The sequence below is a fragment of the Microcystis sp. M44BS1 genome, from assembly GCF_020244875.1.
Taxonomy (GTDB): Bacteria; Cyanobacteriota; Cyanobacteriia; order Cyanobacteriales; family Microcystaceae; genus Microcystis; species Microcystis panniformis.
The window spans coordinates 1-11,807 of record NZ_JADBVM010000167.1; the positions used below are offsets into that span (position 1 = coordinate 1).

An 11,807-nucleotide genomic window follows, 5' to 3' on the forward strand; every position below is an offset into this window, starting at 1 on the left:
GGACTTGCGCTTTGATAATGTACCTTTTGGGCGAACGCAGTTCGCCCCTACATTGTGGACAAAATCCGTTACTGTAGGGGCGCAAAGCTTGCGCCCTCCGATCGATCAGGTTTGCTGATCACCCTAAGTAGGGCGAGAGCCCTCGAGATGTTAGGGACTTGCGCTTTGATAATGTGCCATCTGGCCGGTCTGGTTCTTCTACAGAGCGATTTTCTGGCTGGGATATTATTCCCACGCAAGTCCCTTATCCCAGAAACCATGAGACTCTTGCTAGAACAAATGAACTAAAAAAAATCTCTCGTCACCATTCTTGCCAGAATTATGAGAATTACGTTACATTTAGTTAAGATTTAATTGGCTGCGGGGATTAATCTCGAAAAAATAACGTAAAGTCCTTGACAAAAACAGCTAAATGAGTTAAGCAAAAATCTTTATCCTAGAACCACTAAACAAACATGAAACTATCCTGGAAAACGATTTTACTGTGGACATTGCCCGCCCTTGTGGTCGGTTTTTTCCTCTGGCAAGGCACTTTTGCCACCGCTACCAGTAATATCGGCAATAACACCGCCAGTACCCGCATGACCTACGGACGCTTTCTAGAATACCTAGACAGTGGTAGGGTTGTTAGCGTCGATCTCTACGAAGGTGGCAGAACCGCGATCGTACAGGCCCTAGATCCAGAACTAGAAAACCGAGTACAACGCCTACGGGTCGATTTACCGGCCAATTCCCCCGATTTGATCGCCCGTTTACGCGATTCTAAAATTAGTTTCGATGCTCACCCGATGCGGAATGACGGCGCTTGGTGGGGATTCCTCGGTAATCTACTTTTCCCCTTTTTGCTGATTGCCGCTCTCTTTTTCCTGTTCCGCCGTTCTAATAATATGCCAGGCGGCCCCGGTCAAGCGATGAGTTTTGGCAAATCAAAAGCTCGTTTCCAGATGGAAGCGAAAACCGGCATCACCTTTGATGATGTGGCAGGAATTGACGAAGCGAAGGAAGAATTACAGGAAGTCGTCACTTTCCTCAAACAACCGGAGAAATTTACCGCCGTCGGTGCCAAAATCCCCAAAGGAGTCCTGTTAGTTGGCCCTCCGGGTACGGGTAAAACCCTGTTGGCTAAAGCGATCGCCGGTGAAGCGGGTGTACCTTTCTTCAGCATTTCCGGTTCGGAATTTGTGGAAATGTTCGTCGGTGTCGGTGCTTCTCGCGTGCGCGATTTGTTCAAAAAAGCCAAGGAAAATGCTCCCTGTTTAATCTTTATCGATGAAATTGACGCGGTAGGTCGTCAACGGGGTGCCGGTATCGGTGGTGGTAACGATGAACGGGAACAAACCCTGAACCAATTATTGACAGAAATGGACGGTTTCGAGGGGAATACGGGAATTATTATCATTGCCGCCACTAACCGCCCCGATGTTCTCGATTCCGCTCTCATGCGTCCGGGCCGTTTTGATCGCCAAGTAACCGTGGATGCACCCGATTTTAAAGGTCGTTTAGAGATTTTAGACGTTCACGCCCGCAATAAAAAGCTGGCTAACGACGTTTCCATCGAAGCGATCGCCCGTCGCACTCCGGGGTTCAGTGGAGCAGATTTAGCCAATTTACTGAACGAAGCGGCAATTTTAACCGCCCGTCGTCGCAAAGATGCCATTACCCTCCTAGAGATAGATGACGCGGTAGATCGCGTTATCGCGGGTATGGAAGGCACTCCTTTAGTCGATAGCAAGAGCAAGCGCCTAATCGCTTACCATGAAGTGGGTCATGCGATCGTGGGTACGCTCTTAAAAGATCACGATCCCGTCCAGAAAGTGACTCTGATTCCCCGGGGACAGGCCCAGGGTTTAACTTGGTTCACTCCCAACGAAGAACAGGGTTTAACCACGAAAGCGCAGTTAATGGCCCGGATTTCCGGTGCTTTAGGTGGTCGGGCGGCCGAGGAAGAAATCTTCGGCTATGATGAGGTGACTACCGGTGCGGGTGGCGATTTACAGCAAGTTTCTGATATGGCCCGCCAGATGGTGACTCGTTTCGGGATGAGCGATTTGGGTCCTTTGTCCCTAGAAAGTCAAGGGGGTGAGGTGTTCCTCGGTGGCGGTTTGATGACTCGTTCCGAGTATTCTGAGAAGGTCGCTACTCGCATTGATGATCAGGTGCGATCAATCGTGGAACACTGTCATGAAATTTCTCGGCAAATTGTCCGCGATCATCGCGAAGTGATCGATCGAGTGGTGGACCTGCTGATCGAAAAAGAAACGATTGATGGGCAAGAATTCCGGCAAATTGTGGCTGAATACGCCTACGTTCCCGAAAAAGAACAGTTTGTACCACAGTTATAGGTTGATTTCAATCTATGTGCGATCGGGTGGGTTAAGACTCACCCGATTTTTTTATGCTAGTTAGGGTTTGCTGAATAAATGTGAAATGTAGGCAAGGTAAGAGTTTTGTGGCTTTTCTCGCGAAACAGGTGCAAGATTTTGAGAGAATCGTCGTTCAAAACCTTGCGTCTTCATCGGCCCGCGTCCTGTAGGGGCGAAGCATTCGGACAATAACCTATCGGTGAAACCGTAGATTTTCTAACCGAATGCTTCGCCCGTACTTTTTGCCGCAAACCCTAGTTAAGGGTTCAAAAACGGCAAAAATAAAGATTAAATGGCGTAAAATCTGTAAATAGACGATTTAATTGCTTATTATTCATTCTTAATTCTCCTGACTACTGACTACTGGCTACTGACTCCTAACCCCACCAACAAACTTTTTGCCGCAAACCCTAGTCATCGTCATCGTCATCGTCATCATCTTTATTCTGGTCATTATCATCGTCTTTTTGCCGATTTTCCCCGTCTTTATCGCTATCTTCGTCTTTTTGCGGTGATTCCACCGTGGTAGGGACGTTTTTCGGTTCCTCGGCTTCTTTTCCCCCCTGACAAGCACCTAAAACCGTAGTCAAGGTTAACAGAATCAGCAAAACTAAGGATTTGATTTTCATGGTCTTTCTCCCCACTCGATCGATAAATATAACAATTTTAAGACTTTTGGGCGGTGGATAGCTTGGCTAATGCCAAGAAAGTGCATTCCCAGACTAAACGGGGTTGAACGTAGGCTAACAGCTGCCGGCGGGTTTTTTCCAAGATTTCTAAAATCGATCGCTCTCGTCGTCGTTGCCAATCCTCATACTGAAGATAACTCACATACCATAATTGGGTTTCCGTGTCAAGAGTTTGAGCGATAATTTTTGCTAATTCCAGTGCTTGGGAGAGTTTTAGGGGAAACTTGCTGAAAGATCGCGGTAAATCTTGGGGGAGACTGTCGAGAAATTCTAAAGCGGCGATCGCTTCTCCTGGGCTACCTTGAGCTAAACCGAGAATTGCAGGATAATTGAGAACGCGAGCGTGTCCGTTAGAGCGCAGGACTTGAGCGAGATTTTCTTCCGAAAGACGCTGAAAAGGGATATGTTGACAGCGAGAAACGAGAGTCGGTAGTAAAGAGGAGGTACTGGGAGCAATCAGGATTAAAGTGGCTTTTCCTGGTTCCTCCAGCGTTTTTAAGAGCGCATTTGCCGCCGATTCGGTCATGGTGTCTGCTTCCTCGATTACCACCACAGAGCGGGCCGATTCGAGGGGAGGACGACTTAAAAAGTTAGTAATCTCGCGAATTTGTTCGATGCGGATTTGCGGGGGAGCTTTTCGCTTGAGATTGCTTTCCTGTGCTTCTTTTGCGGTGAGCAGTTTGCCTTGGTGTTGATAAGTGGGTTCAATCCAGAGTAAATCGGGATGATTGCCACCGAGAAAGCGTTTCAGGATTAATTCCCTTGTTTCCGGAGATCGATCTCTAGTTAACAAGTCTTGACAGAAACATTTTGCTGCTAGATTGCGTCCAATCCCCTTAGCGCCGGCGAATAAGTAAGCAGGAGCGATCGAATTGACTTCAAGCGCTCTTTGTAGTAGTTCAATGGCCTGATTTTGACCGATTAACCTTGACCAATTTATCATCTTTTCCCTGCCATGGCTCGCTATTGCTGTTCCTATTTTGTCGGGATTTCTCCTCATCAGACCGGGTTTTTATACGATGATATATTAAGTTTGGGTGAATTTGAAATCATCAAGCGCCGGACCGATGTCTTGCTTTTATCGGAAGTTCCTAACGATGCTTTCTTTCCCCAGTTAGTGAAAGTGGAATTGTTTATCCATCCTCCCACTAGCTCGGAACTTCAGATCGATTTATTGGTAAAAAATCATGAATTGCCCCTGAGAACTAATAATCGTTGTCGGCGATTTTTTGAATCTATTCACCAGATTATTACCAACAATTATCAAGGTCAATCCCTGACCAGAATTACCGCTTAACCCGATTTGTTCCTGTCTCCGTCAACTGACAAAGACAGGGACAAAATACCATCTTGGCTCTCTTGGGTAACGAACCACAAAGACACAGAGGACACAGAGATTGATCGATCCTGTATCAGTTAAACTTATCACACAAAGAAGTAAGAGAGTTGCTCTTTTTGGTGCTTGATAGATTGATCGAGAAAAAATCGATAATTGCTTTAGTTTTTGCCTTCCTGCGTCGATGTGAGCGGAGGAAATTGACGACGTAAAAGCAGGGAATTACTCACTACCATAACCGAACTAAAAGCCATCAAAGCTGCTGCTAGGGCCGGACTGAAAGCTAGACCCCAACGGGGCAGTAATAAGCCACCAGCAATGGGAATAGCAAAGGTATTATAACCCAAAGCCCAAAAAAGATTTTGTCGGATTTTTTGCCATGTAGCCAGACTTAAATGCAGAGATTGTACCACATCCTCTAGGCGATCGCTAATTAAAACGATCCCGGCCGTTTCCATGGCCACTTCCGTGCCACCGGCCAGAGCAATACCGATGTTAGCCTGTCCTAGTGCGGGAGCGTCATTGATACCATCCCCCACCATAGCGACGATTTTGCCCTCTTTTGTCTGTAGGTCGGCAATTAAAGCGGATTTTTCGGTGGGAGCAACTTGGGCATAAAATTGACTAATACCCAAACTATTAGCGATCGCTGTCACCACTTCTTGGCGATCGCCACTGAGTAAAATCACCTCTAAACCGAGTTTTTGCAACTGATTAACGGTTGTTTGAGCATCGGGACGTAATCGATCCTGAAAAGCGATCGCGCCGAGTAATTGTTCTTCCATACCCAGATAAATCACCGTTTTACCCGCCTCTAAAAGCTCTTGAATACGGGGGATAGTTTCATCGATTTTAATGCCGTTCTGTGCCAACCATTGCGGATTTCCTAGAACAATTTTCGACCCCTGCACCCTTGCCGAAACTCCCAATCCGGCCACAGTTTGAAAATCTTCCCCCGTCAGGTTAGTAGGAGGAGTAACTGCGTCTAAAATCGCCCGAGCAAGAGGATGATTAGTACCACTCTCCACCACTGCCGCTAATTGTTGAATTTCCAGGGGATTAAGGATAGAAAAACTCAAACAATCGGTAATTTCTGGATGACCTTGGCTAAGGGTTCCCGTTTTGTCAAAAACCACCGTTTGCAGTTGCGAGACGGTTTCCAAAACATCGCCCCCTTTAATTAAAATACCCCGTTCGGCTGCTAAACTGGTTCCCACCAGTAGGGCCGTCGGTGTGGCTAAACCGAGAGCGCAGGGACAAGCGACCACAAGCACAGAAATCGCTAATTTTAGGGATAAAAGTAGGGGAGAAGTGGGTTGAATCATCTCGTGGTGTCCTGTGGTTGATCCTAACACCTCTGGAAAGAGCCTAGTTCCCCAAAAATACCAAAAGAGCAGCACAATTAGGGCAATTATCATCACTCCGTAGGCAAAATAACCCGCTACCCGGTCCGCTATCTTCTGTACTGGGGCCTTGCGAGTTTGGGCTGATTCCACGGCTGCGATAATCTTAGCTAGGGTGGTATCGGTCCCCACCTGACGAGTTTGCACGGCGATCGCACCTGAGAGATTGAAACTGCCAGCAATGACTAAATCTCCCATTTCCTTAACCACCGGCAGCGATTCCCCCGTTAATAAAGCTTCATCTACTGTGGTTCTTCCCTGAATAATCTCCCCATCCACGGGAATTTTTTCCCCGGGTAAGACGCGCACCCATTCCCCGACGCGCAGCTGTTCCACCGGAATGGCCACACCCACACGGTCATCTGTACTACCAATCAGGTGAGCCACTGCCGGTTGTAGGGAAGTAAGCGCTTCTAAGTCTGCAGCCGCGCGATGACGGGAATGCGCTTCTAGAGTCCGTCCGAGGAGAATAAAACCTAACAGCATGACTGGTTCATCGAAAAAGCACTCTAGACCGAGATTAGGGAAGATAAGAGCCAAACAACTGGCTATATAGGCGCTACCTGTGCCTAAACTAACGAGAGTGTTCATATTTGGCATCCCGTGCCGTAATCCCCGCCAACCATCGATGAAAATATCGCGCCCGGGGAATAAAATGGCTAGGGTGGCTAAAGTCCAGTGAAAAGCAATACTTTGAAGGATGGGGATTTCTGGTCCCCCGATGTGGTGTAAGTGACCAATCAGGGAAAAAACCAGTAAACAACAAGCGATCGCTAATCGGTATAATTGTTGTTGCCGTTCTTTTTGTTGGTTTTGCAGCCGTTGATTTTGTTGAGAAAGGGGAGTCGATGAGCTGCGCGGTTGGGTGGGGAATCCAATCGCGGTTAATTTTGCGGCTAACTGCTCTGGTGCGATCGCTTCTGGTTGGTATTCAATCACGGCAATTTCCGTGATTAGATTAACTTGGGCCGATTTTACCCCTTGATTTTGGCTGAGTTGTCTTTCTACAGCACTCACACAGCCAGCGCATTTCATGCCTTTTACGTCTAGAGTAGCGGTTTTTAGTCCAGTTTCGGCGGCTAGGATCATAGAAAAAGTAGGCAAGGATGGTCTTTACTTCTATCCTAGAAATTCTCGGCCGATTTTTAAACTATTTTGGCGATCTCTTCCTGAACCATTCTCGATCGGCAATAATATTAGAAGAGACTTGCCGCTCATTGTCAGTGCTTGCGGCATAATTACGAATCATACCGATTGGTGGCGCTCAATTAGGGGGGGGCAGTGCGATGCCGAAGGCACTGCGTAGTAGTACGCTATCGCTGTAGGGTGCGTTCCCTAATACAAGTCCTAAGTGGGTGGGTGGAATTAAATATAAGATGAACGTAGGTTGGGCTTCGGCCGTGAGCTCAGCCGAACGGTTGAAGCATGAAACCCAACTCTAAGATAACTGCTATAGTTGGCATCCAGCTTTTTGTAAAGAAATTTAAATTTCACGCATAGTTAAGCCTCTTCAGCCTAAATAAACGAATAGAAACAGTTTTATTGTTCAGAAGCAAATCCAACACCTGTACTCAGGAAAAATCATGAACGCTAACTTCAAAACCAAACTGCTGCTCAAAATCGCCAACAAGAAGGCTAACAAAGGTTTCACCCTAATTGAACTCTTAGTCAATACTATTATTGTCGGCATTCTCGCAATCAGCGCCGTTTCTTTCCTAGGACAGATTTTTTTGGGCAGGAGTTTTGCCGAAAATCAACTGAGAGACCATGTTAATTCCGTTCTTAGAGAAGACCTAAAAGGAGCGAACTGTCAGGCAATAGATAGCGACAGTAACGGCTATGTCTCTTGTGACTATACGGTTGTTTCCCGACCTCAAGAGACTCGCCCGATTGAATGTGCCGCTTGGGGATGGTATGGCTTGATCAATCGCGGATGCCGCACTCGCTTTCCCAATTTCCCTAATCGCTAAGTTTTGGTGAGATGTAAAGCATCTTTTTCGGGATTTAGGGTAGATTTTGCCCCCACAAGGGTATTTGGACACACGCGATCACTATTGCGATCGCCGATATGGTAGGGTGCGTTAATGAAATGTAACGCACCTTATCTAATGTTCAAAATCCGTGCGTTACGCTAACGCTAACACACCCTACAGCGATTGTTTCAGTGCGATGCCGAAGGCACTGCATAGCAGCCGATCTGGTAGGGTGCGTTAACGAAGTGAACGCACCTTATCTAATGTTCAAAATTCGGGCGTTACGCTGACGCTAACACACCCTACTAGACTGACACAGCTAAAATAGGGCAATAGATAGGCTCAACTGAGGACATCAATCATGGGAAGATGTAGGCGAGATAAAGTTCATCTGACAGTCGCACAACGAGAAAACTTTGAACAAATCAGTGGGGGAGGGTTCATAACAGAGTACGCTAATCGGCATAACAGGCTTATCGTAATCTCTGGATGATCTTGGAGACGATTCCTTGGAGCATCAACATGAGCAAGCTTGTAAGCTTTCAATGGTAACTACTGTTAGCACCATTGAAAGCTTAGGTTGAGGATTAATGATTCTGATACAATCTTCAGTCAAAGCTAAGTTGACCACTAAGGTTATCTGGCAAGCCAAAAGCTTACAGTAATTTACAGAGTCAACGAGCACGACAAGAGTTTACTGCTGGTAGTATGTACAGATGTGCATACTATAATTGAGATGGCTTACCAATGGAATAGAGACAAGGCAGCAACCAATCTTCGCAAGCACGGTATTGACTTTGCTGATGCAGTATCGGTTTTTTCAGATGATCTGGCAATTACCATTCCAGACGAACGGTTTGGTGAGGAACGGTTTGTCACAATCGGTGTCGATGCTTTTGGCAGGGTTTTAGTGGTTGTTTACACGATACGGGACGATGAAACTCGGATCATCTCCGCCCGCAAAGCAACTCGGCAAGAACGACAACAGTATGAGGAAGGATAATTATGGAAGCGGAATATGATTTTAGTCAGGGTAAACGAGGGGCGATCGATCCAATACCACCTGGAAAAACTCGTATCACAATCCGGTTAGATGATGAGGTTTTAGCGTGGTTTCGTGAGCAAGTTCATTTAGCAGGTGGAGGAAACTACCAAACCCTTATTAATGAAGCATTGCACCAGTATATTCAGCAAAGCCGTGAGCCTTTGGAAGAAACCCTACGCAGAGTTGTTCGTGAAGAACTTGAGCGCATTGAGCGATGAAGTGCTTGCAGAGGGCTAACATTCAAATGCAGCGGACGGTTGAAAGCCGCTGGCGCTGAGTTCGAGGATATCTGCCGCCGCTGATTTGAGACGTTATACTGAATCGGTTTTTAATAGCATGATTAACTCCCAATCCCACTTGAAAAACCCGCTCCCTTCTCCCCACTGCTGTAACAAAAAACAACTATCCCCCGATAGCGATCGCGAAAAGTCGAATAATTATAAATTTTTGCTAAGGGTGGGGTCAGATATAGGAATCATGGCTAGAATGAGCTTAATTGTCAGGAATTTAGTGCGATCACCTCGCCCGTAGGTTGGGTTGACGCAAGGAAACCCAACATCAATCAACTCATAACAGAGTGCGATGCCGAAGGCACTGCGTAGCAGCACGCTGATCTGGTAGGGTGGGTTAATGAAATGTAACGGTGCGATTCGTTTCTAGGGGAATAAATAGCCTAGAGTGCTGATAAAACAGCATAACTGACAAAAAGGATGTAGGTGAAAGACCTACCCTGTAAGGGATACAGTGACTCCCAACCTGCCCCCAGTGACTAGACTCGGAAATCTAGAGGCTGAAGCGGGGAACAAGGACGCAATCAGAGCCAAAACAGATAGGCGCAAGGAGCGTTAATGGGGAGTGCGATGCCGAAGGCACTGCATAGCAGTACGCCGATCTGGTAGGGTGGGTTAACGAAGTGAACGCACTAATTCCCTCGCAAACCCTCAAAATAAAGCTCAAATGCGATAGAGTGAGGGACAAATAAAATTCAGAAAGTGCTGTGAGGGAAACCGTCTATATTGAAACCAGCATTATTGGCTATCTGACAGCCAGATCGACCAAAAACTTGGTTATTGCTGGGAATATCGAAACGACAAGGGACTGGTGGCAAAATCGCCGTAATGATTTTCTTCTCTATATTTCACAGGTTGTTTTAGATGAAGTCGCTAAGGGAGATACAGAGATTGCTTTGAAAAGGTTAGAAATTGTCAATGAAATGCCTTTGGTTGAACTCAATCAGGCTGTACGCAACTTGGCAGCCCAGTTTCTTATACGAAGCAACCTTCCTGCCAAAGCTTCTGATGATGCGGTTCACATTGCTGCGGCGACTGTCCACGGGCTAGATTACTTGTTAACATGGAACTGTAAACATATTGCCAACGCTCAAATTCAGAGGAAGTTGGCAGAGATCAGTCTTGATTTGGGATAAGTACCTAGGCAAAATTAATTACACATATCTAACCCCGCTCTTGCCTCTTGCCTCTTGCCTCTTGCCTATCTTCACTAGGAAATTAATTTTGCACGACTACTTACGAGTTAAGTACCTAAGCAAAATTAATTACACATATCTAACCCCGCTCTTGCCTCTTGCCCCTTGCCTCTTGCCTATCTTCACTAGGAAATTAATTTTGCACGACTACTTACCCATAATTTGTACTCCTTACGAACTTTTAGGAGATTATAACGATGTGGCAAGATGACATTTTAGATGAAATTCATAAATTTCGAGAAGAACACGCTAAATCCTTTAACTACGATTTGGATGCAATGTTTGTAGATTGGCAAAAAAGACAAGCAGAAAGTGGCAGGCAGGTAGTCAGCTTACCACCAAAGCAAGGTCTAACAAGTCGTTGGAGCCGACCAAAACAGGATGAACCACAAGAATCTCAAATCTAATCGTGGCGGCTCAACTTAGCCGTTATGCCGACCAGCGAGTCAAGTGCGATCGTTCAGATTGTAGCGATCGCTAATCTGGTAGAGTGCGTTAAAGAAATGTAACACACCTTATCTAATGTTCAAAATTCGTGCGTTACGCTAACGCTAACACAGGCTATATCATATCGATCGCCAAGATTAAGTGATTGCCAAAGCGATCGGGTATAACACAGTGCGATCGTTCTGATCGTTAATGAAATGTAAAGCATCTTTTGATACTAAACTTAAGTTTTGAAGTGGAGTAGCAAGTGTTGTTTAGATGCAATTTGAATGGAATCCGGACAAAGCAAACTCAAACTGGAAAAAGCATGGTGTTTCATTCAACGAGGCATCTACTGTTTTCAACGATCCTTTATCTATAACATTCCCTGATCCAGATCATTCCTATGGTGAGGAGCGTTACGTTATCATTGGATTATCAAATGCTAATCGCATCCTGATAGTCCCTCATACAGATCGAGCAGATCGAGTTCGGATTATCAGCGCACGAGAGGCAACCCGAAATGAGCGGAGATTTTATCAAGATGGAGAGTAATCACGAGCTAGAAGACGACTCAAGACCTGAGTATGACTTTAGCAAGATGCGGGGTGGTGTTAGAGGAAAATATGTCGAACGCTACAGAGCAGGAACAAATATAGTATTACTAGATCCAGATGTTGCTCAAGCATTTCCAACCAGTGACTCGGTTAATGAGGCACTTCGACTACTCATGCAAATCGCCCAAAGGCAGAAGTCTAACAATGCGTTGGAGCCGACTTCTCAAATGTGATCTTCAAAAGCTGTAGGGTTCGTTCCCTAATGCAGGATTTTTGAGAACGCACCATGCACATTGATTGAAGCTGTGAGGTTAGGTACGATGCCGAAGGCACGGCCTAGCAGTACGCCGATCTGGTCGCGTAAGGGGCGGGCTATAATGAACATAGATGTGCGAAACGTTTAGGCATGAAATAAGGTTGAAATACCTGAAATAACCGCCTAGTAAGGTCTTCAGTCCCCTGACTGAATCTAACAGGTCAACCCTGACCAACCTTATAACTGTTTATATGTCCCGACGTTTAGTATCAC

At 46.0% G+C, this 11,807-nt stretch carries 12 protein-coding genes; 9 read left to right on the plus strand and 3 right to left on the minus strand.

What is annotated here, in order from left to right; translation table 11 throughout:
- Window positions 1-455 precede the first annotated feature (455 nt).
- Window positions 456-2,342, plus strand: coding sequence for an ATP-dependent zinc metalloprotease FtsH2 (gene ftsH2, locus IM515_RS13475; RefSeq protein WP_002767533.1), 1,887 nt, complete (start codon window positions 456-458; stop codon window positions 2,340-2,342).
- A 431-nt stretch (window positions 2,343-2,773) separates the two neighbouring features.
- Here the strand turns inward: ftsH2 and IM515_RS13480 are convergent, their stop codons facing one another.
- Together IM515_RS13480 and holB are read right to left on the minus strand one after the other, a co-directional pair.
- Entirely contained in the window at window positions 2,774-2,992 is a 219-nt protein-coding gene (locus IM515_RS13480) for a neurohypophysial hormones like protein (protein WP_287630599.1), read from the minus strand.
- 37 nt (window positions 2,993-3,029) lie between these two features.
- Entirely contained in the window at window positions 3,030-3,995 is a 966-nt protein-coding gene (gene holB, locus IM515_RS13485) for a DNA polymerase III subunit delta' (protein WP_004158374.1), read from the minus strand.
- 12 nt (window positions 3,996-4,007) lie between these two features.
- On the opposite strand from holB, the gene IM515_RS13490 reads away from it, so the two are divergent.
- Window positions 4,008-4,349, plus strand: coding sequence for a hypothetical protein (locus tag IM515_RS13490; RefSeq protein WP_002734498.1), 342 nt, complete (start codon window positions 4,008-4,010; stop codon window positions 4,347-4,349).
- 200 nt (window positions 4,350-4,549) lie between these two features.
- Here IM515_RS13490 and IM515_RS13495 read toward each other — a convergent pair whose 3' ends face one another.
- Window positions 4,550-6,880, minus strand: coding sequence for a heavy metal translocating P-type ATPase (locus IM515_RS13495; RefSeq protein ID WP_287630602.1), 2,331 nt, complete (start codon window positions 6,878-6,880; stop codon window positions 4,550-4,552).
- Between the two features lie 494 nt (window positions 6,881-7,374).
- Here IM515_RS13495 and IM515_RS13500 point away from each other — a divergent pair, with 494 nt between their 5' ends.
- The 7 genes from IM515_RS13500 to IM515_RS13530 all read left to right on the plus strand — a co-directional run bounded on the left by IM515_RS13500 (window position 7,375) and on the right by IM515_RS13530 (window position 11,511).
- The gene (locus IM515_RS13500; RefSeq protein WP_190358549.1) at window positions 7,375-7,761 is read left to right on the plus strand and encodes a type II secretion system protein; all 387 of its coding nucleotides are present in this window, start codon (window positions 7,375-7,377) and stop codon (window positions 7,759-7,761) included.
- Between the two features lie 739 nt (window positions 7,762-8,500).
- Window positions 8,501-8,767 (plus strand): BrnT family toxin, encoded by a 267-nt coding sequence (locus IM515_RS13505; protein ID WP_002764752.1) that lies wholly within the window; start codon window positions 8,501-8,503, stop codon window positions 8,765-8,767.
- 2 nt (window positions 8,768-8,769) lie between these two features.
- Window positions 8,770-9,027 (plus strand): BrnA antitoxin family protein, encoded by a 258-nt coding sequence (locus IM515_RS13510; protein WP_002764754.1) that lies wholly within the window; start codon window positions 8,770-8,772, stop codon window positions 9,025-9,027.
- A 779-nt stretch (window positions 9,028-9,806) separates the two neighbouring features.
- The gene (locus IM515_RS13515) at window positions 9,807-10,235 is read left to right on the plus strand and encodes a type II toxin-antitoxin system VapC family toxin (protein ID WP_287630600.1); all 429 of its coding nucleotides are present in this window, start codon (window positions 9,807-9,809) and stop codon (window positions 10,233-10,235) included.
- Window positions 10,236-10,492: 257 nt separating this feature from the next.
- Window positions 10,493-10,702 carry a hypothetical protein gene (locus IM515_RS13520; RefSeq protein ID WP_002732654.1) on the plus strand — a complete coding sequence of 70 codons (210 nt, stop codon included), beginning with the start codon at window positions 10,493-10,495 and terminating at the stop codon, window positions 10,700-10,702.
- 298 nt (window positions 10,703-11,000) lie between these two features.
- Window positions 11,001-11,276: a BrnT family toxin gene (locus tag IM515_RS13525; protein ID WP_002803123.1), complete on the plus strand. Its 276-nt coding sequence runs from the start codon at window positions 11,001-11,003 to the stop codon at window positions 11,274-11,276.
- On the plus strand, window positions 11,245-11,511 hold the full coding sequence (locus IM515_RS13530) for a hypothetical protein (protein ID WP_287630601.1): 267 nt from the start codon (window positions 11,245-11,247) through the stop codon (window positions 11,509-11,511). Before IM515_RS13525 ends, IM515_RS13530 begins: the two co-directional genes overlap by 32 nt.
- Window positions 11,512-11,807 lie beyond the last annotated feature (296 nt).